Here is a 25,411-nt window from a genome sequence, read left to right as displayed (position 1 = left end):
TTTTCCTGAGCCCAGCAACCTGATTTTTCGCTGGAACCAAGTTGTTTTTTCATCTGCTGTATTCCATGATACAATAAAGAATCATGTCTATAAGGAGATAGGAAATAAATGGCAAATGCGCTTGAAATAAATAATTTGAAAAAGATCTATGGAAGTGGGGTCGAAGCATTGCGGGGAATCGATCTTTCGGTGAAAGAAGGAGATTTCTATGCGCTATTAGGGCCAAATGGAGCTGGGAAGTCTACAACGATCGGGATTATTACTTCTTTAGTCAATAAAACATCTGGAAAAGTGAATGTCTTCGGTTATGATCTGGACAAGGATCTAGTTCGAGCAAAGCAACAGATTGGATTGGTTCCACAAGAGTTCAATTTTAACCCTTTTGAAACGGTCCAGCAAATCGTCGTGAATCAAGCCGGTTACTACGGTGTTTCTCGCAAAGAAGCGATGAAACGCAGTGAAAAATATTTGAAGCAGTCCAATCTTTGGGAAAAGAGAAATGTCCGTGCACGTATGCTTTCCGGGGGAATGAAGCGAAGACTGATGATTGCTAGAGCACTGATGCATGAACCACGTTTGCTGATTTTAGATGAACCAACAGCAGGAGTTGACATCGAGTTGAGACGCGAGATGTGGGAGTTTCTACGAGAATTGAACGAAAATGGTACAACGATCATTTTGACGACGCATTATCTAGAAGAAGCTGAAATGCTTTGTCGCAACATCGGAATCATCCAATCGGGTGAACTGATCGAGAATACAAGTATGAAAGAGCTTCTGTCAAAACTGCAATTTGAAACATTTATCTTTGATTTAGCGCCATATGATACCAAACCTGTGATTGAAGGATATGCTTGTACATTTGAAGATGAGCAGACAATCGCTGTCGAAGTTGAACGAAATCAAGGGGTGAACGGAATCTTCGATCAGCTTACAAGACAAGGAATCAAAGTTCTTTCTATGAGGAATAAGTCGAATCGTTTAGAAGAACTGTTCTTGAAAATCACAGAAGAAAATAATCATACGGAGGAGAAAAATGTTTAATCTTTATTTTACTGCATTAAAAAGTTTAGCTATCAAGGAAACGAACCGCTATTTGCGTATATGGGTCCAAACACTGGTTCCGCCAGTGATCACGACATCCTTGTATTTTGTTATTTTCGGAAAAATGATCGGTGGGCGGATCGGTGACATGGGTGGTTTTTCATATATGGAATTCATCGTTCCTGGTTTGATTATGATGTCTGCTATCACTAGTTCGTATGCCAATGTTTCTTCGTCCTTCTTCTCTCAAAAATTTCAGAAAAATATCGAAGAAATCTTGGTAGCACCTGTTCCTACGCATGTGATTATTTGGGGCTTTGTGATTGGTGGTGTGGGTCGCAGTATTCTCGTCGGCTCTCTCGTAACGATCATTTCCTTGTTCTTTGTACCACTTCATGTGTATTCATGGTTCATGGTCATCATTACATTATTGATGACGGCAATCTTGTTTTCGTTAGCAGGACTGCTCAACGGGATTTTTGCTCAGTCTTATGATGATGTATCGATCGTACCTACATTTGTCTTGCAGCCGTTAACTTATCTAGGTGGCGTTTTCTATGCCATCTCTATGTTACCGCCCTTTTGGCAAGCTGTTTCGAAAGTCAATCCGATCGTTTATATGATCTCCGGTTTCCGTTACGGATTCCTTGGAACGATCGATGTGCCAGTAGCAACATCGATGATCGTACTTGTGTTATTCATCGTTGTTTTGTACGCCGTTACTTGGTATTTGATCAATAAAGGAAGAGGATTGAGAAGTTAGAAAAGAGGTTGTGAAATCAGCGTTTTGACCTGAGTATTAGAGAAACAAACGGAAAAATAGTTCCTCATATTTTGTTGTTTTTTGAGCGAATATCGAGGGTCAGCTGATTGAACACCGTTTAGTGGAGAGGTTGTGAAAAAGCTGTTCTGCATCAAGTAATAAGAACAGCCAAACAAAAATAGCTTCTCATGTTTGATGAATATTTTGACTTGTGACCGAGGAGTTGGCAGGAGAACACCATTTATTCCGGAAAAGGGACTGTGAAGATTTTTGTCACAGTCCTCTTTTTGTTCAATCAGACAAACCTTCTGAGCTGTTCACTTTGCTTCTTTTTTTGTTTCCTAGTATAATGACAATGTTTTTGAGAAAGATTGCGACTTCACTGCTTGATAGAATGGAGAGTAACAAATAAATGACTACTAATTTTTGGAAAGAGCTGCCAAAGCCTTTTTTTGTTTTAGCACCAATGGAAGATGTAACAGATGTTGTATTTCGCCATGTCGTAAAGCATGCAGCAGCACCGGATGTCTTCTTTACTGAGTTTACAAACTCAGACAGTTTCTGTCATCCAGATGGAAAAGACAGTGTACGAGGAAGATTAACATTTACAGAAGATGAACAGCCGATGGTTGCCCATATTTGGGGAGACAAGCCAGAATTTTTTAGAGAAATGAGCAGTGCTATGGCAGAAATGGGCTTCCAAGGAATCGATATCAACATGGGCTGCCCAGTCCCTAATGTAGCAGAACGTGGAAAAGGCAGTGGCTTGATCCTTCGTCCAGAAGTAGCGGCACAATTGATTGAAGCAGCTAAAGCTGGCGGTTTGCCTGTCAGCGTCAAGACGCGTATCGGCTATACGGAAATGTCTGAGATGGAAGAATGGATCAGTCACCTACTTCATCAAGATATAGCCAATCTTTCTGTCCATTTGCGTACGCGTAAAGAGATGAGTAAAGTAGATGCACATTGGGAAGTCATTCCTAAAATCATTGCTTTACGTGACCAAATCGCTCCACAAACACTAATCACGATCAATGGAGATATCCCCGATCGCCAGACAGGAGAAGAATTGGCCGAGAAATATGGCGTTGATGGCATCATGATTGGCCGAGGGATTTTCAAGAATCCTTATGCATTTGAAAAAGATCCGAGGGAACATACAGAAAAAGAACTGATCGGACTACTTCGTCTGCAACTAGATCTGCAAGATCATTATTCAGAAATCATCCCGCGTTCCATCACAGGACTACATCGTTTCTTTAAAATCTATATCAAAGGATTTCCAGGAGCAAATGACTTGCGAGTTCAGTTGATGAATACGAAATCTACTGATGAAGTACGAGAGATCTTAGACACTTTTGAAAAAGAACATCCAACGCTTTTCAGTGAACAATGATTTCTTGCTTGAACACCGTGAATTAGAGGTCGTGAAAAAGCTGTCCTGCATCAAGTAATAAGAACAGCCAAACAAAAATAGCTCTTCATATTTTGTCGTTTTTTGAGCGAATACCGAGGGTCAGTTGATTGAACACCGTTTATATCAGAGGTTGTGAGCCTGCCGTTTAACTCTGAGTCACAAGGAGCAATTTCAAAAAACAGCTTCTCATGTTTGATGAATATTTTGACTTGTGACCGAAGAGTTGGTAGGAGAACACCGTTTATAAGAGGTTGTGACAAAAGTCTTGTCGCAACCTCTTTTTTAACCAAAAAAGTGCAAATAGTTTACTTTAAGTAAGAGAATAATTATGATGAATAAAAAAGGTGGAACAAATAGCATACTATATATATTGAAATGAACACTGTATGGATGCTCCAACTTGATGAAGCTAAGGAGGAATTCGTATGTCAGAAAAGGAATTAATGAAGGTAGTCGGTTTTTATGAAGGGTTGCCGATCGATGATCCAAAAAGCTTTATTGATGAAAAAGAACAGATACCTGTACCCAGTTCACGGGATCTTCTGGTAAAAGTCAACGCAGTATCTGTTAATCCTGTCGATACGAAACTTCGCCAAGATAACGGGATAAGAAATGCTTTACGTATCTTAGGTTTTGATGGAGTCGGGAAAGTTGTTGCTGTAGGTGACGAAGTGCAAAAATTTTCTGTCGGCGATCGCGTTTTTTACGCAGGTACAACAACAAGAGCAGGAAGCAATCAAGAATACCAACTAGTTGACGAACGTATTGTCGCTCTTGCACCAAAAAATCTTTCAGATGAAGAAGCTGCAGCCTTGCCGTTGACCTCATTGACCGCTTATGAATTGTTATTTGAAAAATTTGGTCTAACTCCAGAAGAAAATGCCAATCGCGGGAAAAAAATCTTAGTGATCAACGGATCCGGGGGCGTCGGTTCGATTTTGAATCAACTAGCGCATTGGGCTGGCCTAGAAGTCTACGCGACTGCAAGTCCGAAGAATTTTGAATGGCTGAAAAAAACAGGTGTAGACTATCCAATCGATTATCATCACGACTTAAGTAAAAGTTTTCGTGAATTAGGAATCGATCAAGTAGAGTATGTCGCTGTATTATTCGATATTACCCGCTACTTTGATCAAATCAAGCACCTTGTCCGACCATTTGGACATGTGGGAACGATCGTAGGGATCAAAGAGCCGTTAGATATAGGTGTTTGGAAAAACCAATCTATCAGCTTCGACTGGGAGTATATGTTCGCTAAAACAGACTATAACTATGAAATCGAAACGCAAGGAGAAGCTTTAGCGCACATTGCTGCTTTAGCAAATGAAGGGATTATCCGCAGTACATTGAGCAAGGTCTATTCAGATGGGATGAATGCGAAGAACTTGAAACAAGCAACCAAAGACGTAGAAACAGGACATATGTTAGGAAAAGTCGTTGTTAGTGGTCCGTTCAACGGATAAGCAAGAATACGCCGATTTTTTTCTTATTTGACTTTGATAAAAACAAGAGCGCATGACAGTAATTTGCCATAAGCTCTTGTTTTTTTATTTATAATAAGCGAATCAACGAAAGGGAAAGAATTCCTGCCAAGACGATCACCAATAAGCTTTTTGAAAGAATAGCAGCTAAAAGTGTAGGAACTGAAGCCAAAGCATTTTCGAGATTGATCTGCGGCAGATGTCCGATATTTTGGGTAAATAGACTGCTGAACCATAAAGCAGACATAATGACGATCGGGACAAAACTTAAATACTCAAGCAACGGTTGCGGTAAATCGAATTTTTTCAGTAAGACAAATGGTAGGACCCTAGAAAGCCAAGTTGCTAAAGTACAACCTAAAATAGTCAGCAATGTAAACTCAAAAGAAGGCATGTTTGATCCACACCCCCAATCCGCACCCAATCAGTGTTACAACTACAATCACTAAGTTGCTTGGGATAAAAATCAGTCCGACATATACCAGAATCAAAGTGAGACCAATCAGGATCAACTGTAATCGTTTAGAGGTGTTTCTATCAGAAATGACTTGAAGATAAAGTAACCCGATAAACATAGCGACGATGGCGAAATCCAAACCAAACTTTTTCGGATCAGTAATAAAATTCCCTAAAAGTGCGCCAACAAGAGAAGAACCCACCCACGTCAAATAAGAAATCCAATTAGCTGTATTCATCCAACGAAAGTTTAACTTTTGTCCAGTATAGTTCAATTTATTCATTCCCAGTGCGAAACTTTCATCTGTCAGCAATGTGCCAATCAGCAGATTTTGAAGCAGCCGATTTTTCTTGAAATAAGGAGCAATCGTCATACTCATCAGAATCATTCGGGAATTGACTAGAAAGGTCGAGAAAACGATGGAAAGCAATGGGCTGTGACTAGCAAGCATGCTGACTGTGATAAATTGGGCAGAACCAGCATAGACCAGCAGGGACATCAACGTGACGACTAGTGGATGAAATCCGGCAGCTTTCCCAACGATACCAAATGCAAGTCCAATACCGATATAACCGAAAACGGTAGGTAACGTGTCTTTGATCGCAGTTTTTATATCTAACTTTTCATCCAATAACAAAACTCCTTTAGCACGACATAAATTTTCATAATTGTCGTTAAACTTGTGAATATTCTAAATTTTTAATGAGCATTTGTCAATGGTGGGATTGAAACGTAAAGAACTAGCGGGTCGCAGATTTACACGTATTGTTTCGGTGGGAGGAGGCGCGAAAAATCTTGCATGGCTACAAATCCAAGCTGATATTTTCGATGCAACGGTCTATTGTTTAAGTGTGGAGGAAGGACCTGCATTAGGCGCAACAATGATTGCTGCACTAGGGTTAGGGTGGTTCGACACACCTGAAAGTTGTTGTCAGAATTTTATCCAATATACAGATGCAGTGGAACCTCTCTTACAAAATGTAGAAAAGTATCATAAAATCTATCAACAATGCCGGAAAATCTATCCAGCAACGAAGGAAATTTGTCATGACTTATAAAACAAAACGCGTACCTAATAGTCAAATGACTAATATTGGGTACGCGTTAAGTCTTCTTTACTTCATCCTTTGCATGATTCGTGTTTTTAAAGCAAGGTCTGCTGTATTTCTTGTGGATTTAGGATGGTTGTTATCGTTTACTTGCTATTTTTCATTGAAATCGTCTTTCTTTACCGTTTCTTTAGTTTTTTATCTATTTTTTTCTTTTGGTTAGAAAATTCTTTTTCCCGAAAGTCTTCTTTCAGGATTTTTATGGAGTAGCGTTTTGAATAAGAGGCGTCAGTATGATCGACTTGGCAGACGAACCAAGAGAACATTTGCCTTTTTTCTGCATGAGGTGCTTCTGCTAATAATTCTTTCCATAAATAATAACAGTCCTCTATCAGAAGAAGGGTTCGTTCATCCTCAGGCTCCCAATAGAATGTTTCGAGAGTAGCAATCACTTCATTGATCAATTCGAATGCGGGAAGATAGGCATTTTGCTGAATAAGCGATTCAACTGCTTCTTGGATGAACTTTCGCATCTCCATGATGAACTTCGCTGTTTTCCTGTTTTTGTTTTTCTTGATAATATGATCGTATTTATGGATGATAGTTGTTAATTTATCTGAATAATTTATTGCATGAAATGGCATCTTAACTTTGAAGCGTTCGATAAAGTGCGGATGTTCTATAAGAATCTCTGTTAAAAGCTCCCGTACAAGAGAGGAACTAGCGGAGGAAACAAGGGACGAGAGTTCGGAAAGTGAGTAGTTGGATTTTTTTATTGGACGTTCTTCGTAAGCGAATAAGACAGCAGCCATGTGTTTGCATTTTTTTCCTTCTATGGCATATAGACAATCACAAGTCATGTTGGTCTTTTCATCCCAAGTGATCACTACCTTATAATCTTCCGTGCCAGAAACTGTTGCGGACAAGTACTTGCTTGTATAGTTCAAATGACGGACAAAACCGTGCAGATGATAGCTGTAACCGCGTTCCAAAACGTTTTCAGGAAAATACTCAAGCCAATTATTCATCTAGTTCTCCTTTCATGAAACACTTATTTATATTTAGTATAAAGAAACGTTTAAGAAAAAAGTAGCTGATTTTACATATTTGATAATCACTTTTGCTCGAATTGTCAAAAATTCATTCTCCTTTTCTTTTCTTAGAGAATGTGAGAAAAAGTAAAAGAATAGCGTGTTTTAAAGATGGAACTTTTTTTGTTTTTTATTTATCTGACAAAAATGAAGTGATTTTGTTAGAAATAAATAATTGTTCCAATTGATAAAAGAGGTATGATGTATCGCAAAGAAAAATCCAAGCAGCGTTCTGATCAGCAGTTTGAACAACAATTTGCTTTGTACAGTAGGTAGTAAGCGGATTAACTAAGGGAATAAAAGATATTTTTACCGCTTTGTTTACTTAGAATCTGTCTTCCCCAAAATTTATTTTTCTAAAGGTAAAACATAGATAGGCAGATAATACCAATTATCCGTTACGAAACGCTGCTTGAGAATTTTCTTTAGATCCATACAACATTTTCTACATCTGACTAAATTGGTTCCTGATTCATCAAGTAATTGACTTTCTTTGATAATATGATAAAAAGGCAAGCAAGGAGGAAGATAAATATGCTTAAAGATCTGAACCAATTGATCGATTACATCGAAGAACATTTGACAGAAGGACTTTCCTATAAAATAATAGCCGAAAATACAGGAATCTCTGAATATCAATTAAAACGCATCTTTACGTTTATTGCAGGGATGTCGCTAATGGACTATATCAAAAACCGTAGATTGGCTTTGGCTAATCGCGATCTTCTAGATGGATCAAGAGTGACAGAAACGGCGTTTAGATATGGATATGAAACAGTCGAAGGTTTTTCAAGAGCTTTTCGTGATTGGTCAGGATATCTGCCTTCAGAAATCAGCAGATACGGCATACAAAAATCTTTTCCACGCTTGACATTTTTTATTGATGTCAGAGGAGGAAAATCGATGGAATTTCGTATCGAAAAGAAAGAACAGTTTTATGTGGCAGGTGTGGCGAAAAAAGTTCCTGTCAAATTTGAAGGAGTCAATCAAGAAATACAAAAGTTAGCGCAGACGATCACGGAGACTCAAAGGGAAGAGATGCATAAGTTAGGAGATTTATATCCAAATCAAGTAATCAACGTTTCTTATGGATTTGATGGAGACCGCTTGGAAGAAAAGGGCAGTTTGATGCACATGATTGGCTTTGCTACGACAAAAGAAAATCCGTACGCTGATTTAGAAATGCTTGCTATAGAAGAACACACTTGGGCCATTTTTCCTAATAAAGGGCCATTTCCCCAAACTTTACAAGATACTTGGGGGAAAATCTATGCAGAATGGCTTCCTTCTTCAGATTATGAGTTAGTCGAAGCTCCCGAGATCTCTTTTACAAAATGGGGAGAGGATTTCAGTAATGTTTACAGTGAGATTTGGATTGCAGTGAAAGCAAAAAAATAGTTAAAAAATAAAAATATCCCTAGAAAAAAGAGCGTAATCGTGTCATTTCCCTTTAATTTTATGTAAGATGAACTTAATATAATAGAAAGGGTGGGAGAAATGGCAAAGTATAGGATCGAAGAAAAACCAGATTTTACGGTGACGGGTATTGGTGTGGAATTGAAGAGTAGCAATACGGATTTTGTCGGTTTGGCTGCAGAGAAACAAGCATTTGAGCAAAAAGTTATCGGTAATGGAACAATAGATGCATTGAAACAAGCTGCTGAAAATCATTATTTCTTTACAGTCAACGAACCCTATAACGGGAAAATGATGTACTATGTCGGTGTTCAAACGAGTCAGGATGTTCCAAACACTACGCGAATCATCCCATTCCCAAAAGGAACGTATCTTGTTGTAAGCGCTTTAGCAGAATCGCCTGAAGAATTAAGAAATGATTTGACGAATACGGCCTTTGGGCATGTTTTAAGAGAAGTAGAAGATTACGCCTATGTTGGGGGTCCAAATGCTGTAGTCGAAATGGGAGTTACCAACGGGAAATATATGGGAGAAATCTGGATACCGGTAGTCAATAAACCATGATAATATAGAGGTCGTGAAAGTAGCGCTTTGACCTGAGCATTAGAGAGGAAAAAGGGGCATGACAAGGCTTTTGTCCCCCGGAGAATAAAAGAATTTATGTAGACGATTCCGATCAGAAAAATGCAGGCACAGTAGAGAGAATTATAAAAATCTCTCTACGAGGCCTGTGTTTTCTGGTCTTTTTTCTTTTTCCAAAACGGCTATTTTATGTATCAGACTATCAAGTGTGATCTTAGCCATTTCTTCTTCTGCCTTTTTCTGCAGCCGAGCGTAGCTTTCTTCTAAAGCTTCTTGGATATTCGCACCAACGACGCAATTTGGATTTGTTTTTGGATCGACTTGGATAAGCTGTGTATTACCTTCGATGCTGCGATAGACATCTAGTAAAGAAATCTGATCTGGACTTTTGGCAAGGGAAGGCTGCGGTTTTCCGGTTTTTGTAAAGATCAAACCGGATTTTTTGAGCTGACTCATGATTTTACGTACATTTGCTGCATTTGTTTCGATACTACTGGCAATCATCTCACTAGAAAGTGATCGGGTATCTTGAAACATTTCAATATAGGCAAGTACATGGATTGCATCACTAAATTGCAGAGAATACTTCATCAGTTGTCATCCTTTCATTTTTTTTGCTTGACTTATCTTACCACACTCTTTATGATAAAGGTGTAATTTATAAATGTACAGCTGTAAATCTTAACAAATAAAAAGAATAGGGAGTGGCAAATATGCATTATTTAGTAACAGGAGCAACTGGAGGTTTTGGTGGTTATGCGCTGGAATTCTTAAAAAAGATGGTTCCACAAAATGAAATCTATGTACTAGTACGTAGTGAAGAAAAAGGAGAAGCACTGAAAGAAGCTGGATTTAATATACGTATTGGTGATTATGATGATTTAGACTCAATGAAAGAAGCGTTGAAAGGAATAGATCGATTGCTTTTTGTCTCTGGCGTTCCAGGAAATCGTCAAGCCGAACATAAGAATGTAGTGAAGGCAGCACAAGCAGCTGGGGTATCTTATATCGCTTATACAAGTTTTGCAGATGCCGATCACTCGATCAGTGTATTAGCGCCAGATCACCAATTCACTGAAAAAATGATTAAGGATTCAGGTATTTCCCATACATTTTTACGGAATAATTGGTATGTAGAGAATGAATTACCTATCATTGGGCAGGCTTTAAAAACTGGTCAATTCGTTTATGCTGCAGGAAATGGAAAAACAGGTTGGGCATTGAAACGTGAATATGCAGAAGCTGCAGCAAAAGTACTAGTAGAAAGTGACTCTCCAGAAATCTTAGAATTATCCGGCAATCTAACTGACTATGAAGAATTAGCCAAGGCATTAGAGCGTGCGACAGGTAAAGAGTTAGAAATTATTGAAGCAAGTGATGCAGCGTTTGTCGAAAATCTAAAAGAAGCCGGATTCCCTCAAGAAGCAGCTGACATGTTTTTAGCGATCCAACATGATATTAAAAAGGATCAGTTAGCTATTTCCTCTGATGATTTAGAAAAAGTATTGGGAAAACCATTAACTTCTCTTGAAGCAGCATTAAAAGAAATATTGGATCAGGAATAATGTATAAAGAGGTTGTGAAAAAGCCGATTAGTTTTGAGTATGAAGAAAAATTTTGTGAAAAAGCTGTTCTGCATCAAGTAATAAGAAGAGTCAAATAAAAAATAGCTCTTCATATGTTTCGTTTGGCTGGACTTATTACCGCGGAGTTGGCAGGAGAACGCCGTTTTTATTCGGAAAAAGGAGCTGAGACAAGATTTTTGTCTCAGCTCCTGTTTGTTTATCGATAAAAAAGTCTGGGGAAGACGATGGCTCAGGCTTTGTTGGAAACAGAGCCGATTTTATCATTTGCTTTTACATCACGTGCGGGTTCGATTTCTAAGCTTTGGACTTTGTCGCCATTTGTGAATACAACGACCATATCCGTGTTTTTGCCTGCAGATTGAATAGCGGCAAGATCAACTAAAGCAATCAATTGACCTCTTGCGACTTTTTGACCTTCTTCTACATATAAAGTGAATGGTTCGCCTTTTAAGTCAACAGTGTTGATGCCCATATGAAGCAAGACTTCGATACCAGCATCTGTTTGGATTCCGACAGCATGTTTCGTTGGGAAAATGTTTGTGATCGTACCAGCGATTGGAGAGAAGATTTCTCCATTTTCTGGTAATACAGCATAGCCGTCACCCATCATTTTTTCCGCGAATACATCATCTGAAACTTCAGTGATTGGAATCAGTTTCCCATTTGCGATAGCGTAAATATCTTGTTCGATCGTTTCACCGGCAAATGTTTCTGTTTTAACCACGGTGTTTGTTTGTGCAGGTCGTGCTGCAGCACCACCATGTAGTTTTGCCATCTCATCTGCAACGAATTGTACTTCTGTACCTACGATGACTTGCGCATTTTTTCCGTCGATGATCTTCATACCAGGTACGCCAGTGGCTTTGATTTTATTTTGATCGATCAGGCCTGTATCTTTGACTTGCAAACGAAGGCGTGTAGTACAGTTATCGATCGAAGTTACATTGTCGGCTCCGCCTAATGCAGCGTAGATTTTGCTTGCTTGTGCCGCATATTTATTGTCTGAATTAGTCGTTGCAGTATCGTCATCTGAAAGATCTGCTTCCTCGCGGCCAGGAGTCATCAGATGGAATTTTTTGATAGCAAAGTTAAAGCCAAAGTAGTAAATCACTGCTGTTACTAATCCTTGGACGATCAACATCAATGGCTGATTCGCAATCGGATTTTTCAAAGATAGGAAGTAATCGACAAATCCGGCACTAAAGGCAAATCCTGCTGTCCAATGGAAGAATGCACTCACTGCTAAAGAAATCCCAGTGAAAATTGCATGCAAGACATATAATGGCCAAGCAACGAACATAAATGAAAATTCAAGTGGTTCTGTCACACCAGTAAAGAATGAAGCAAAAGCTGCTGCTAGCATCAAGGAAGCTGTTTTTGCTTTGTTTTCTGGACGTGCATTTCTGTAAATAGCATATGCTCCTGCTGGAAGCCCGAACATCATGATTGGGAAAAATCCAGCTTGATACATTCCTGTTACGCCTTTTGTTCCTTCAGAAGCCAAAAATTTACCAATATCATTGATTCCTGCTACGTCAAACCAGAACACGGAGTTCATTGCTTGATGCAATCCTGTAGGGATCAGTAAACGGTTGAAGAAGCCATAAAGACCTGCACCACCCCAGCCTAAACTCAAAATGAATTTAGCAAAAGAAACTAAAGCAGAGTAAACCGGAGGCCATACGAGCAGTAGCACTGCACTGATCAGCAACATGACAAAGGCAGCCAAGATTGGCACTAGACGCTTGCCGCTAAAGAAAGATAAAGCCATCGGTAATTTTGCTTCGTGGAAACGATTATAAAGAGCTGCCGCAATCAATCCGGCAATAATACCAATAAATACGTTACTGATCTGAGCAAAAGATGGATCAACTGATTCTGGTTTGATATTCAATAAAGTAGCTACTGAATCAGTTTTTAAAACATTTACTGGAACTTCAAATGCGACCAAACCTGCCAAGGCAGCAGCACCTGATTTGTCCACTGACATCCCTAGTGCTAACCCAACGGCAAACAGCAAAGGTAATTGACCTAAAACTGCGTTACCGCCAGCTTGTAAAAAATGAGCGACAATGTCGTTACTATAAGATGCCCACCAGTTTCCGATCCCTACTAGTAAAGCAGCAGCAGGTAAGACCGCAACTGGAAGTTGAAGGGAACGTCCCATTCGTTGTAGATATGCTTTCAATTTTTTTCCTCCTCATGATTGTTAACATTTGTTTGTACGATTGCGCTTCTTAAACGCTCGATATGGATGGCCAAGTAACCCAGTTCTTCTTTCGTGATCGCGAGCTGGTATTCTTTGGTCAGCAACACACGGATTTTTTTAGAAATCTTATAGCTTTCTGGGTATTTTCGTTTGACCATTTCTACGATTTCCGTGTCTAAAACAGCATATTGTTGCGCATGGGTTCGTTGTAGAAGCAGTCGTAAATGATTCACCAGTCTTGAATAATTCAGTGAAAATGGTTCTGAATGGATATCTGTTTCCAATTCTGATTCCACTAAATGGATGATGTCAGATACAATCGTCACTTCACGGATACTGCGATGGTTATTGTTCCGACCGCTTCGTCCGCTGTGAATATGGATTGCGATATATCCTGCTTCGTCATAAGTATATGGAATCCCAAGCTCTTTTGTCAGATACTCTACTGCCCATTGAGCAATACTGAATTCATCACTGTAAAGCACTTCGATTTCTCTTAAAAGTTTGTTGCGGATGACGATACCGTTATTAATGTTCTCCGCAGAAAAAGCAATGTGGTCGGTCAAAGCGATCAATACATGTTCATTCAACTTTTCCATCAAAACAGTTTCCGCATGATCAATGATCGTTTCTGCTGCAAATAAAAAGCGTTCATCAATCTGATTAAGTAAATTTTGCAACTTGATTTGACCTTCTGGTTCCATGACAAATATCCGTTCGACATCACGATCAAAAATCAAATCATTTCTTTTTCTGTCAAATCCAATCCCTTTTCCAATAGCTACTTTTTCCTGTCCACCGTCATCTACCAATACTGCATTTTGATTAAAGATCTTTTTGATTTTCATGCGCGCACCCTTTTTGAAGATTTGGTTTTCACGTTTGCTAGACCAGTTGATTGCGGCCAAACAAAAATAGACACGAAAAACCTCCTAGGGAAACCATGTTCCTCAGAGATTTTTCATGCCTAGTATGATCTAGTCACATGAAACGAATTATTGTTAACGTAATCAATTTTATATAGACAGTTATGTTTTGTCAATTCTTTTTTTATAATTATAGTAATTTACTGGAATTATCAGAAATAAAAGGAAGAAATAAATTAAGAAACTTATGTTATTTAATCGTTGGATCTTTTGCTTATCTTATTCGTTGTTAAAAAGCTGAAAGCGAAGGAAAAAAACTCTACTTAACTGTATTTCTCCGTTAGGACATCTAAAAATTTACGAGCAGCAGGAGAAAGAGGCTGGTCTTTTTTCCAAATGAGATTCAGTGAAGCTTGTAATGGCGGATCGAGTGGGATGAATATTTTTTCCGTCCCATAAGTATTGATGATCCCATCTAGAGCTAATGCACCAAAAGTCCCGTTATCGACCATCAAAGAAGCATTGTACAATAAGTTATATGTTCCGACGATCGATAACTGATCTATGCTGAAACCTAGCCATTCAGCTAGTTGACTGTCCACTGACGTTTGCCGGGAAATGATCAAAGGAACAGTTTTCAGTTCCTGCGGATGGATGACGGTTTGCTTTGCTAAAGGATGATTTCGATGTATCAAAAGTCCCCAACGATCTTGGGCTGGCAGTCGAAATGACTGGTATTTTTGTTTGTTTGTCGGTTCGATTACGAGTCCAAAATCAAGTAATCCGCTATCCAGTTTGTCTATGATATCATCTGCATTCCCGCTATATAAATGAAACTGGATATCAGGATGCGCCTTGATCAACGAATGAAGGCTATCAGAAATGAAAGAGATTGCTTTAGTTTCGCCTCCGCCAATGTAGATTTCTCCAGAGATGATTGCGTCATTTGTTAAATTGTTCGCCGTTTTTTCTACCAACGACAAGATTTCTTTTCCTTTTGAATAAAGATATCGACCAGAATCCGTCAACTGTATCTCTCGGGAGCCCCGAGTGAAAAGTGTCACACCAAGTTCTTCTTCTAAATCTTTCAGTTGTTTTGAGAGAGTAGGTTGCGTGATATGCAGAGATTTTGCTGCTCGGCTGATATTTTTTTCTCTAGCTACTGCTAAAAAATACGTCAGTATACGAATATCCATTTTTTCCCTCCTGTTTTTAAAAAAGCATACCACTAAGTATAGTTAAAAGGAATAGTTAAGTATGTTTTATAAGTATTAGACATGATAAGCCGTCCGTTATAAAGTAAGGATAAAAGGAGGGAGCAAAATGACAAGCCTCATCGAAAAACAAATCGTCAATAAAGAGATTCGAGTAACGGATCCGCTCTTTGAAGTGATCCATCAGATCCAAGCTGAAAACGAAGAGCCTTTAGCAGCGCTGAATACTGGGTACCATGAACCAGCAGATATCCGCAAACGGCTAGAAAATATCATTAGTGACAAAGTAGATGATACGGTGACTGTTCTGCTGCCTTTTTATACAGATTTCGGCAAACATATTAGTATAGGGAAAAATGTCTTTATCAATCGTCAAGTGATGTTCGTTGACTTAGGTGGCATCTGTTTAGAAGATTCAGTATTGATTGGTCCTCGTGTCAACCTCATCACGGTGAACCATCTAACCGATCCAAAAGAACGAAGAGGCTTGTCAGTAAAGCCAATCCACATCAAGAAAAATGCTTGGATCGGAGCAGGAGCAACTATTCTGCCAGGCGTAACGATTGGCGAGAATGCCATTGTTGCAGCGAATGCAACTGTTACGAAAGATGTCCCAGACAATACCATCGTTGCAGGAATCCCTGCCAAAATCGTCAAACCTGTCGAACGGATTATTTGAACAGTAAGATGAAATAAGAGATAGTGAGTATAAGCAAGAGATTTTTCAAAACAGGAGGAGAATAGAATGAATGATTTATCAGAAAAAGTGATTGTCATCATGGGCGCTTCAAGCGGAATCGGTGAAGCAACAACGAAGCTATTAGCAGAAAAAGGGGCTAAACTAGTTATAGCTGCACGCCGAGAAGATCGCCTAAAAGCAATAAAAGAATCTTTACCAGAAGCTGAGCTATATATTCAAACAGCAGATGTAAGAGATTTTGCACAAGTCCAAGCAGTTATCGATTTAGCGATGGAAAAGTTCGGTCGAATCGATGTATTGTACAATAATGCAGGAATCATGCCAACCGCTCCATTAGTTGAAGGTCACCGTGATGAATGGCAAAATATGCTTGATATCAACATCATGGGTGTGTTAAATGGAATTTCCGCCGTACTTCCAATCATGGAAAAACAAAAATCTGGGCATATCATTTCAACTGATTCTGTGGCGGGACATGTTGTTTATCCTGATTCCGCCGTTTATTGCGGAACAAAATTTGCTGTCCGTGCAATCATGGAAGGATTACGTCAAGAGCAACGGCAAAATAACATCAAATCTACGATCATCTCTCCAGGAGCTGTTCAAACTGAATTATATCAAACCATCAGCGACAAAAAGGCTGCTCTTGAACTTCATGAAGCGCAAAAAGAATGGGGATTGACCTCCGAAGATATAGCTTCTGCTGTAGCATTTGCGATAGAAACGCCAGACCGGATGTCTGTCAGTAACATGATTATCCGTCCGACGACACAGGAAGTATAATCCATAACGGATAATATCCAAAGAGAATTACTTGTTAAATAGTTATTCAAACGACCATCAATTTAAGGCGTGAATGGAGAAGAATATTCTTCATTTACGTCTTTTTATGTAGAAAAAGCAAATTTATCAAAAAGAAACAAATGTTATTTAAATATGGACATTGACTTGCTTTTACTTTTTTAGTTACACTGTTATTTAGGAAAAGTTTCATAATTCAAAGGAGAAAAAAGATGAAAGCAAAGAATTTATTATTTAGCGTTATTCTTTTAGGAAATCTAGCAGTTGCCAACACAACAGTGCTAGCTGAAGAATCGACAGAAACTGTCGCAACTCAGACATCGAGTTCTTCAGAAACAGGAATTGAAAACGATACAGAGAGTACTTTGCAGTCAGCTACTGTCTCAGAAAATACAATTTCAACCGAAGAACCAACAACTGAAACAACAGAACAAACACAAACCGAAGACAGTACATCAGCAGAAGCTCAGAACAATCCAGAGAATGCAGAAGAAATCACGAACCAATTGACAGATGGGCAAACATTGACACATACCCATCAAGCAGATTTGTCTGAATTCGAAAACTATACTGGCTATGCTTTTTATGCTCGCTCATCTGCTAATTCTCAACAAGCGTTCATTGATAGTATTGCCTCAACTGCACAAAGTTTGGCAAGTGCCAATGACTTATATGCATCAGTCATGATTGCTCAAGCCATCGTTGAAAGTGGCTGGGGGAACAGTACTTTGGCTTCTGCCCCTAATTACAATCTATTTGGGATTAAAGGAAGCTATAATGGCCAATCTGTTACGATGCCTACTTCGGAATATGTGAATGGGCAATGGATTACGGTGAATGCCGCTTTTAGAAAATATCCTTCGTACAAAGAATCATTGCAAGATAACGTAACGGTATTGAAGACGACTTCTTTTCAGCCAGGCGTTTACTACTATTCCGGTGCATGGAAAAGCAATACGAACTCTTACAAAGATGCTACGGCTTGGCTAACAGGTCGTTATGCCACTGCGCCTAATTATGGTTCTACATTGAACAATGTAATCGAAACCTATAATCTGACACAGTATGATACAGTACCAACTTCAACTTCTCCGATGTATCGTCTGTATAACCGTCATACAGGAGAACATTTATATACATTGAATGCCGGAGAAAAAAATTATCTGCCAACTGTAGGCTGGGAATATGAAGGGATTGCTTGGCAAGCACCAAACAGCGGACAACCTGTCTACCGTTTATACAATCCTTACAGTGGAGACCATCATTACACAATGGCACAATCTGAGATCAACTCTTTAACAAAAATCGGTTGGCGTTATGAAGGTCTAAGTTTTTATTCTGGTGGTTCCAAGCCAATTTATCGACTATTTAATCCAAATGAAAAAACTGGTACCCATCACTATACCTTGAGTGCTAAGGAAAGAGATTGGCTAACACCGATGGGCTGGAGATATGAAGGAATAGGATTTTATGGTTATTAAAAAGAGGTTGTGACAGAAGTGGTCAGCTTCAAGAAATAAGAAGGAATTTACGAAATTGCTTTTCAAATTTTTGTGAAATCAGCGTCCTGACCTGAGTATTAGAGAAACAAACGAAAAAATAGTTCTTCATATTTTGCCGTTTTTTGAGCTAATACCGAGGGACAGCTGATTGAACACCGTGTATCAGAGGTTGTGAAAAAGCTGCCCTGCATCAAGTAGTAAGAACAGCCAAACAAAAACAGATTTTCATGTTTTTTGTTTGGTTGAACTTATTACCGCAGATGCAAGTTTTTGAACACCGTTTACTCAAAAAAGGTTGTGACAACATCTTGTCATAACTTTTTTATTACCGTTTAAGCATACTGATCCAATTTCTAATATTCGACGGGATTCTTGCAAAAGGCGATTTCGGAAATTTTTGGCGGTGTAAAATTTTCTACTGCAGAAGAGCTATCTTCTATAGTTTGATAGGAATCAATAATCTTGGTTTTAGCGTTGTGCTTTCTTTATCATTTTTTCCGTTCATTCTACAAAAAATTTCTTTTCTCTATACTTTTCTATTGAGAGCGTTTTTTTTTATTACACAGCTGATTCTTTGACTTTTTTCTTTTTTTATTCTATTATTGACAAGTCAATCGTTGACTAGTCAATTATTAGAGAGGAGGAAATTATGTCTTTAGAAGAGATTAGCCACCTTTTATATCAAATCAAATTAGCCGATCAAAAAATCGTCCAGATCTTTGAAGAAAATATCGGTATAAGTCTTACTAGATACGAGATCATGATGAGACTGAAAGAAGAAAATCCATTGCTACAAAGCAGTTTGCAAGAAAAGTTGCAGATTGATCAAGGAGCAGTTACTCGTCATCTGAAGGTATTGGAAGCAAATGGCTATGTTTCGCGTCAGAGAAATCCTCAGAACAACCGGGAAGTGTATGTAGCGCTAACAGAAAAAGCCCAGAAGAAAATCGAGCATTGTGAAATGGACCATAAAGATACAGGTTCCGTGCTATCCCCGGCTTTCAGCGATGTAGAAATGAAACAATTTCTAACACTTTTAGATAAATTGAATACCCAACTTTGCAATATAACAACAGAAACGAAAGAGGTTAATAATAATGGAACAAAAAAATGATTTTTCAACAATTATGACTGGTAGAAGATCCGTTCGCGTATATGATGAAACATACAAAATCCCACACGAAGAAATGCTGGAAATGATCAAAGAAGCGACGACTGCACCTTCTTCTGTCAATATGCAACCATGGCGCTTTGTGGTCGCTGAAAGCGAGGAAGCAAAAGAAATCTTGCGTCCTTTGATCCGTTTCAACACGAGACAAAATGATACTTCTTCTGCAATGGTCATGATTTTTGGCGATATGCAATGTTACGAATATGGCGAAGAAATCTATAACCAAGCTTACGAATCAGGGAAGATGCCAAAAGAAGTCAGAGATCAACAATTAGCTGCGATCATTCCTTATTACAAGAGTTTTTCAAGAGAAGAAATGAACGATGTAGTCAAAGTCGATTCTAGCTTAGCGGCTATGCAATTCATGTTAGTTGCGCGTGATCATGGCTATGAAACAAATCCAATTGGTGGATTCGAAGCAGATCAGTTGGCAGAGGCATTTGGTTTGGATAAAGACCGTTATGTTCCAGTTATTATTTTATCAATAGGAAAAGCGGTAGAAGAAGGTTACGAGTCTGTTCGTTTAGCACCAGAAAAGATCACTACGTTCGAATAAAAGGTTTTCAGTTACTATTCAGTAGCTATTGCTTTTTTTGAATCGTGTGTGGTAACCTAATAAAAAAGGAGGTCGGAAAAATGACTGCATCGATGAAATTACGTTTCGAACTTTTGAATAACAACTAAATAAATTCAAAAGACATGTATAAACAACAATTTCATGGATGGAGTATGTCCATTTTTTCGAACGACAGTAGAATAGGTGAAAGCTATGACAGATTTGGTGATTTAGTCATAGTTATTTCGTTCAGAGTAGGAAAAGATGTGATGCAGTTTTTTTGCAAACAGATTTTTCTGCTCTTTTTTAGTATCGATAATTGTTGTTTTACATGAAATAGGAGTGTAAAACATATGGAAAATTTAGCAGTAAATATAACAAATCTACAAGTCAGCTTTGGCAACCAGCTAGAACTATCTATTGATTCTCTTCGTGTCTATCAGCAAGATCGTATAGGGATCATAGGAGAAAATGGTGTCGGTAAATCGACTTTGCTCAAACTAATAGCCGGTGAACTTTTTCCCGATCATGGGAAAATCCAAACAGAGATCACCTTCAACTACCTGCCTCAATTAACCTATCTCGCTGAAGCAAAGGACCTAAATTTGGAATTAGCCAGTCATTTCCAGTTAAGACTGGAAGAAACTTCAGAGCGGAAATGGAGCGGAGGGGAAGAACGAAAGATCGAGTTGATACGTCTTCTTTCTTCTTATGAACAAGGGATGCTTCTAGACGAGCCAACAACCCATCTAGATAGAAAAAGTATTGATCGACTGATTGAAGAGCTTCGTTATTATTATGGTACGCTGGTTTTTGTTAGTCATGACCGCTATTTTCTAGATGAGCTGGCAACGAAAATCTGGGAAGTAAAAGACGGAGAAATCCGAGAGTTTTTGGGGAATTATAGTGCCTATCTCACTCAAAAGGAATTGGAGAAAAAGACTCAGCTACGAGAAGCAGAGTCGATCATGAAAGAGAAAAAACGATTGGAAAAATCGATCCAAGAAAAGAAAAAACAAGCGGAAAAGTTGGAAAAAGTGTCCAGTAAAAAGAAAAAGCAACAAATCAGACCGGATCGGTTGTCTTCCTCTAAACAAAAAGACAGTGTACAAAAAGCCATCCAAAAGAATGCGAAAACATTAGAGAGAAAACTCCAAAAAATAGGAGAAACAACCAAGCCGCAGCAGATGAAACAAATCCGTTTTCCAGTACCAAAATCTCTTGAACTCCACAGCCGCTATCCCATCATGGGACAAAATGTCCAACTGGAAAGAAGTGGGAGAACATTACTGGTAAATGGTGATTTTCAGTTTTCTTTAGGTAAAAAAATCGCGATTGTCGGTGAAAATGGTTCAGGTAAGACAACCTTATTAGAACATATCCGCAAACAAGGAGAAGGAATCCTTCTCTCTCCGAAAGTAAGCTTTCAAGTATATCAGCAAAAGGGTTATCAAATGACATCTGAAGAATCCATCATTCGTTTTGTCATGAGACAAACAGAGTTTTCAGAATCGCTTGTCCGTAGTTTGCTGAATCACTTAGGGTTTGCTCAGGAAACTCTGACGAAACCGTTATGTACATTAAGTGGGGGAGAAGCGACCCGTCTGACGATTGCTTTGCTTTTTACTAAGCCAAGTAATGTGTTGCTGTTAGATGAACCGACTAATTTTATTGATATGGCAACGATTGAAGCTTTAGAGAAGCTGATGCAAATATATCCGGGAACGATTTTGTTTACTTCTCATGATTCTTACTTTGTCGAGCGTACGGCTGATGAAGTTTATGAAATAAAAGGGCAGAAAATAAAAAAAGTACTTACGAGAAATTTTTAAATGTGCTACGATGATTTTCGTGACAAATTTAAAGGAGTGGTACAGATTGCCTACAAATAAAAAAGAAGGAATAATTTTTACAACAATGATGTGTTTTTTGATGGTCTTAGGAATGAGCGCGTATAATTTATGGTTGCATCAAGACCTTCATTTATCAAGTTTGTTGATTGGTCTAGTGCCTGGATTCGTGGTGGCTTTCATTTTGGATGTCTTCATCATCGGTGTGCTGGCGAAAAAAATTGCCTTTAAACTACCAGTAAATCCAGAAAGCAAGGTCCAAATGATCTTAACTATTTCATGCTTGATGGTTTTAGGAATGGTGACATGTATGTCTTTATTCGGTGTGATCATGGAACAAGGAATACCTGATCAATTATTCTCTGCTTATATGAATGCTTGGAAAATGAATGTGATTGCCGCTTTACCGTTGCAGTTGATCATCGTTGGCCCGCTTTCAAGAAGTGTGCTAAAAGCAATTCAAAGTAATGAATGATGGAACACTGTTATTTGAAAAAAGGCCTTGGCATGCTTTTTGTCATAGTCTCTTGAATGCAGTTCTAGAAAAATAGTGATCCGAACGATAGGTTTTGGCCTGTCGTTCGGATCGCTTTTTCTTTTCCAACTGTATTGCTCTTTTATTGAAGATAATTTGCTCTTCAATAGATATTTCTAGAAAGGTTCTGTTTATCCCTTACTCAAAAAACTGCTGCATTTGTTCTCTTACTTGCTGACACCATTGGAGTTCCTGCTGACAAAGCATGATTCGGCGCTGGATCACAACATAACGTCCAAATTCTTGTTTCTTGTCTAGCGAGAGGTCATTCAATTTTTTTTGATTTTTTTGCATGATTTTGTTCAGCTGTTGTTCTCTAGTGAATAGCAGTCCAGTAGCTGTTGTTTTATCGAGCGTCGAAAAAGCATAGATTTTTGCTAGAAATTCATCTTTTTGCGTAGGAGCGGGAGTTTCCTCTTTGATCCATTCCTCTACAAGAACACGTCCTTCATCAGTCAAGTGGTAGATCTTTTTTTGAGAGTGCTCGTCTTTGTCCAAAACGGTCACATAACCCTGCTGGTCTAACTTGGCAAGCGTTGTATAGATCTGACTGTGATGGGCTTCCCAAAAAATTGTGATCAGCTGCTTCAATTCATACCCAGAACGTGGTTTGGATAAAAGCACGCATAATAATATATAGGCTAAAGTATTCATAAAAATCCTACCTCTCGTCTTATTTTCTTTATTATATCACAGTAAAGTTTCCATGTTTTACATGTGCATATTGACATGTAAAATAAATCATGTATGATGCTAATAGAGAGAAAGGGATGGAAATATTGGAGAATCAAATAGATATACAAGAACAAACAAATGAAGAAACAAAGGGGAAAAGTTCAGCGCTAGTTGTAGCAGCTACCTGTATGATCGCTTTTATGGGAGTGGGTCTAGTAGACCCAATCTTAAAAACGATTGCTGCACAGTTAAACGCTACGCCAGCTGAAACGACCCTGTTATTTACTAGTTATATGTTAGTCACTGGTGTGGTGATGCTATTTACAGGTTTCTTATCTAGTCGGATCGGTTTGAAAAAAACATTGATGACAGGATTGTTTATCATCGTTGTATTCGCTGGTCTTGGTGGATTATCTGGGAATATCGGAATGCTGATTGGGTTACGTGCCGGCTGGGGTGTCGGGAATGCTTTATTTGTCTCTACTGCTTTAGCAACGATCGTCAGTATTTTAGTTGGTAACACAGAAAAAGCAATCATGATGTATGAAGCAGCACTTGGCTGCGGAATGGCTGTTGGCCCTCTAGTCGGTGGGGTCTTGGGCAGTGGTTCATGGCGTTATCCATTTTTTGGGGTAGCATTTTTGATGTTTTGCGGTTTTATAGCCCTAGCGGTACTTTTACCTGAAACTGAGAAACCAAAGAGAAAAGTAGGCCTTTGGGAAGGTGTCAAAGCGTTAAGCAATCATAAACTTCGTTCAGTTGGACTAATCGCATTGTTATATAATTTCGGATTCTTTACTTTACTTGCGTATGCGCCATTTTTATTGATTGGCTATTCTGAATTAGAAGTCGGTTTTGTATTTTTTGGCTGGGGTGTGCTTCTGGCTATTGCTTCGATTTTCGTTGCACCGGCTCTTGAGCGGAAGTTTACGACTTATCGGACAATTTTAGCAGCATTTGTCTTATTCATTATTTGTTTGCTGTTATTAGGAGCTGGAACTTCTATGCCAGTCCTTGTACCGATCAGCATTGTGTTAGCAGGATTTTTCCAAGGAATTATCAATACACTGTTGACGACGATTGCTATGGAAATACCAGGTCTGCAACGAAACGTTGCTTCGTCCAGCTATAGTTTTGTCCGCTTTTTCGGTGGAGCTTTAGCACCATTTATTGCAGGTGTGATTGGTGAACATATTGGTGAAAGCTATGCGTTTTATTTTGCAGGTGCCATTGTTCTTATCAGTGTATGTTGTATCATTTATCACCGTAATTATTTTGCTACAAATGAAGAAGAATAAGAAATCAGAGGTTGTGAAAAAGCTGTCCTGCATCAAGTCATAAGAACAGCCAAACAAAAATAGCTTCTCATATTTTTCGTTTGGTTGGGCTTATTACCGCAGATGCAAGCTTTTGAACACCGTTTATCAGGAGGTTGTGAAAAAGTCGCTTAGTTTCGAGTATTAAGAAAAATTTTGTGAAAGTGACTTTCCACATTTTTGCATAAATTTGGCTTAATACCGAGAAACTGGCTTTTGAACACCGTTTATCAGGAGGTTGTAAAATCAGCGTTTTGTCCTGAGTATTAGAGAAACAAACGGAAAAATAGTTCCTCATATTTTGCCGTTTTTTGAGCTAATACCGAAGGACAGCTGATTGAACACCGTTTAACAGAGGTTGTAAAATCAGCGTTTTATCCTAAGTATTAGAGAAACAAAACGGAAAAATAGCTTCTCATATTTTACCGTTTTTTGAGCTAATACCGAGGGTCAGCTGATTGAACGCCGTTTACCAAGAGGTTGTGAGACTGTCGTTTAACTCTGAATCACAAGGAACAATTTCAAAAAACAGTTTCTCATGTTTGTTGAATATTGTGACTTATGATTGAGGAGTTGGCAGAAGAACACCATTTATTCGGAAAAAGGGGATGTGACACGATTTTTGTCACATTCCCTTTTTTTCTCAAAATAATGAAACTGGAAAATTTTCAGTAGGTAAGCTAAAATTCATTTAAGAAAAAGAATGGGGGGATAATAGATGCTGGAAGAATATTTTCAGGAAGTCGGGTTGACACTCGTTGAATTACCCATTGAATTTTCAGATGATCGGTTGATTTATCGTGGCTATATCAAAGAATTGCCAATAATCAATGCGGAAGGTGAAACTAGAAAAGCGATGCAGCAAAAAATAGCTGGTATGTATCAGGTGTATCGGGAACAGCTACTGGCTGAATCAGCGGAAGAAGAAAAAGAAAAAACGATGAACTTGTCCATGGATGAGCTGCTTCGTTATTATGATGGCGAAACATTTGACGGATTTTCGCTTCTTAACGAAGAGGAAACAGATTTACCAGGCAGCTGGTAGGCGAACACCGTTTATATGGGAAGAGGCTGGGACAGAAGCGTTTAACTCCAAGAAATAAGAAGAAATTCACGAAAATTGCTTTTCA

The 25,411-nt window shown here is 38.7% G+C and carries 25 protein-coding genes; 17 read left to right on the top strand and 8 right to left on the bottom strand.

Features of this window, described 5'->3' with window-relative positions; all coding sequences use genetic code 11:
• The first annotated feature begins 108 nt into the window (after positions 1-108).
• The 4 genes from IGL70_RS12455 to IGL70_RS12440 all read left to right on the top strand — a co-directional run bounded on the left by IGL70_RS12455 (position 109) and on the right by IGL70_RS12440 (position 4,687).
• Positions 109-1,044 carry an ABC transporter ATP-binding protein gene (locus IGL70_RS12455; RefSeq protein WP_002287494.1) on the top strand — a complete coding sequence of 312 codons (936 nt, stop codon included), beginning with the start codon at positions 109-111 and terminating at the stop codon, positions 1,042-1,044.
• The gene (locus IGL70_RS12450) at positions 1,037-1,807 is read left to right on the top strand and encodes an ABC transporter permease (protein WP_002287492.1); all 771 of its coding nucleotides are present in this window, start codon (positions 1,037-1,039) and stop codon (positions 1,805-1,807) included. The genes IGL70_RS12455 and IGL70_RS12450 overlap by 8 nt, the downstream gene beginning before the upstream one ends.
• A 412-nt stretch (positions 1,808-2,219) precedes the next feature.
• Positions 2,220-3,203 (top strand): tRNA dihydrouridine synthase, encoded by a 984-nt coding sequence (locus IGL70_RS12445; protein WP_002317460.1) that lies wholly within the window; start codon positions 2,220-2,222, stop codon positions 3,201-3,203.
• Between the two features lie 446 nt (positions 3,204-3,649).
• Positions 3,650-4,687 (top strand): zinc-binding alcohol dehydrogenase family protein, encoded by a 1,038-nt coding sequence (locus IGL70_RS12440; RefSeq protein WP_002287486.1) that lies wholly within the window; start codon positions 3,650-3,652, stop codon positions 4,685-4,687.
• 88 nt (positions 4,688-4,775) lie between these two features.
• On the opposite strand, the gene IGL70_RS12435 is transcribed toward IGL70_RS12440, so the two are convergent.
• Positions 4,776-5,099 (bottom strand): AzlD domain-containing protein, encoded by a 324-nt coding sequence (locus IGL70_RS12435; RefSeq protein WP_002287484.1) that lies wholly within the window; start codon positions 5,097-5,099, stop codon positions 4,776-4,778.
• Positions 5,086-5,793: an AzlC family ABC transporter permease gene (locus IGL70_RS12430; RefSeq protein ID WP_002287482.1), complete on the bottom strand. Its 708-nt coding sequence runs from the start codon at positions 5,791-5,793 to the stop codon at positions 5,086-5,088. Before IGL70_RS12430 ends, IGL70_RS12435 begins: the two co-directional genes overlap by 14 nt.
• A gap of 85 nt (positions 5,794-5,878) precedes the next feature.
• On the opposite strand from IGL70_RS12430, the gene IGL70_RS12425 reads away from it, so the two are divergent.
• Positions 5,879-6,220, top strand: coding sequence for an FGGY-family carbohydrate kinase (locus IGL70_RS12425; RefSeq protein WP_002301008.1), 342 nt, complete (start codon positions 5,879-5,881; stop codon positions 6,218-6,220).
• A gap of 170 nt (positions 6,221-6,390) precedes the next feature.
• Here IGL70_RS12425 and IGL70_RS12420 read toward each other — a convergent pair whose 3' ends face one another.
• On the bottom strand, positions 6,391-7,239 hold the full coding sequence (locus IGL70_RS12420) for an SWIM zinc finger family protein (RefSeq protein ID WP_002287480.1): 849 nt from the start codon (positions 7,237-7,239) through the stop codon (positions 6,391-6,393).
• A gap of 597 nt (positions 7,240-7,836) precedes the next feature.
• Here IGL70_RS12420 and IGL70_RS12415 point away from each other — a divergent pair.
• Both IGL70_RS12415 and IGL70_RS12410 read left to right on the top strand, forming a co-directional pair.
• Positions 7,837-8,700, top strand: coding sequence for an AraC family transcriptional regulator (locus tag IGL70_RS12415; RefSeq protein WP_002301009.1), 864 nt, complete (start codon positions 7,837-7,839; stop codon positions 8,698-8,700).
• 99 nt (positions 8,701-8,799) lie between these two features.
• Complete coding sequence (locus IGL70_RS12410; RefSeq protein WP_002287478.1) at positions 8,800-9,282, top strand: GyrI-like domain-containing protein; 483 nt, start codon at positions 8,800-8,802, stop codon at positions 9,280-9,282.
• A gap of 141 nt (positions 9,283-9,423) precedes the next feature.
• Here the strand turns inward: IGL70_RS12410 and IGL70_RS12405 are convergent, their stop codons facing one another.
• Positions 9,424-9,891, bottom strand: coding sequence for an Rrf2 family transcriptional regulator (locus tag IGL70_RS12405; RefSeq protein ID WP_002287477.1), 468 nt, complete (start codon positions 9,889-9,891; stop codon positions 9,424-9,426).
• A 122-nt stretch (positions 9,892-10,013) separates the two neighbouring features.
• On the opposite strand from IGL70_RS12405, the gene IGL70_RS12400 reads away from it, so the two are divergent.
• Positions 10,014-10,865 (top strand): SDR family oxidoreductase, encoded by an 852-nt coding sequence (locus IGL70_RS12400; protein WP_002287475.1) that lies wholly within the window; start codon positions 10,014-10,016, stop codon positions 10,863-10,865.
• A 250-nt stretch (positions 10,866-11,115) separates the two neighbouring features.
• Here IGL70_RS12400 and nagE read toward each other — a convergent pair whose 3' ends face one another.
• The 3 genes from nagE to IGL70_RS12385 form a co-directional block, all read right to left on the bottom strand.
• Positions 11,116-13,074, bottom strand: coding sequence for an N-acetylglucosamine-specific PTS transporter subunit IIBC (gene nagE / locus IGL70_RS12395; RefSeq protein ID WP_002287473.1), 1,959 nt, complete (start codon positions 13,072-13,074; stop codon positions 11,116-11,118).
• The gene (locus tag IGL70_RS12390; protein ID WP_002287471.1) at positions 13,071-13,943 is read right to left on the bottom strand and encodes a PRD domain-containing protein; all 873 of its coding nucleotides are present in this window, start codon (positions 13,941-13,943) and stop codon (positions 13,071-13,073) included. The genes nagE and IGL70_RS12390 overlap by 4 nt, the downstream gene beginning before the upstream one ends.
• Positions 13,944-14,284: 341 nt before the next feature.
• Entirely contained in the window at positions 14,285-15,157 is an 873-nt protein-coding gene (locus IGL70_RS12385) for a LysR family transcriptional regulator (RefSeq protein WP_002287470.1), read from the bottom strand.
• A 127-nt stretch (positions 15,158-15,284) separates the two neighbouring features.
• Here IGL70_RS12385 and IGL70_RS12380 point away from each other — a divergent pair, with 127 nt between their 5' ends.
• The 7 genes from IGL70_RS12380 to IGL70_RS12350 all read left to right on the top strand — a co-directional run bounded on the left by IGL70_RS12380 (position 15,285) and on the right by IGL70_RS12350 (position 22,230).
• Positions 15,285-15,854 carry a DapH/DapD/GlmU-related protein gene (locus IGL70_RS12380; RefSeq protein WP_002287468.1) on the top strand — a complete coding sequence of 190 codons (570 nt, stop codon included), beginning with the start codon at positions 15,285-15,287 and terminating at the stop codon, positions 15,852-15,854.
• A 66-nt stretch (positions 15,855-15,920) separates the two neighbouring features.
• The gene (locus IGL70_RS12375; RefSeq protein ID WP_002287466.1) at positions 15,921-16,658 is read left to right on the top strand and encodes an SDR family oxidoreductase; all 738 of its coding nucleotides are present in this window, start codon (positions 15,921-15,923) and stop codon (positions 16,656-16,658) included.
• A 230-nt stretch (positions 16,659-16,888) separates the two neighbouring features.
• A complete protein-coding gene (locus IGL70_RS12370) occupies positions 16,889-18,157 on the top strand; it encodes a glycoside hydrolase family 73 protein (RefSeq protein ID WP_104873686.1) in 1,269 nt (422 codons plus the stop codon).
• A gap of 670 nt (positions 18,158-18,827) precedes the next feature.
• Positions 18,828-19,292, top strand: a complete 465-nt coding sequence (locus tag IGL70_RS12365; protein WP_002287461.1) for a MarR family winged helix-turn-helix transcriptional regulator — start codon at positions 18,828-18,830, stop codon at positions 19,290-19,292.
• Positions 19,276-19,905, top strand: a complete 630-nt coding sequence (locus tag IGL70_RS12360) for a nitroreductase family protein (RefSeq protein WP_002287459.1) — start codon at positions 19,276-19,278, stop codon at positions 19,903-19,905. Before IGL70_RS12365 ends, IGL70_RS12360 begins: the two co-directional genes overlap by 17 nt.
• 353 nt (positions 19,906-20,258) lie before the next feature.
• Entirely contained in the window at positions 20,259-21,737 is a 1,479-nt protein-coding gene (gene msr(C), locus IGL70_RS12355; RefSeq protein ID WP_104873685.1) for an ABC-F type ribosomal protection protein Msr(C), read from the top strand.
• Positions 21,738-21,783: 46 nt separating this feature from the next.
• Complete coding sequence (locus IGL70_RS12350; RefSeq protein WP_002287457.1) at positions 21,784-22,230, top strand: DUF2798 domain-containing protein; 447 nt, start codon at positions 21,784-21,786, stop codon at positions 22,228-22,230.
• A gap of 198 nt (positions 22,231-22,428) precedes the next feature.
• Here IGL70_RS12350 and IGL70_RS12345 read toward each other — a convergent pair whose 3' ends face one another.
• Entirely contained in the window at positions 22,429-22,944 is a 516-nt protein-coding gene (locus tag IGL70_RS12345) for a PadR family transcriptional regulator (RefSeq protein WP_002325515.1), read from the bottom strand.
• Positions 22,945-23,060: 116 nt separating this feature from the next.
• Here IGL70_RS12345 and IGL70_RS12340 point away from each other — a divergent pair, with 116 nt between their 5' ends.
• Together IGL70_RS12340 and IGL70_RS12335 are read left to right on the top strand one after the other, a co-directional pair.
• Positions 23,061-24,263: an MFS transporter gene (locus IGL70_RS12340; protein ID WP_002296013.1), complete on the top strand. Its 1,203-nt coding sequence runs from the start codon at positions 23,061-23,063 to the stop codon at positions 24,261-24,263.
• Positions 24,264-24,999: 736 nt separating this feature from the next.
• On the top strand, positions 25,000-25,326 hold the full coding sequence (locus IGL70_RS12335) for a hypothetical protein (protein WP_002287453.1): 327 nt from the start codon (positions 25,000-25,002) through the stop codon (positions 25,324-25,326).
• The last annotated feature ends 85 nt before the right edge of the window (positions 25,327-25,411 follow it).

Source organism: Enterococcus sp. DIV0901a (assembly GCF_051711525.1).
Lineage (GTDB): Bacteria > Bacillota > Bacilli > Lactobacillales > Enterococcaceae > Enterococcus_B > Enterococcus_B faecium.
The sequence above is the reverse complement of the archived record's forward strand: the minus strand, read 5'-3'. Positions and strand labels throughout refer to the sequence as shown.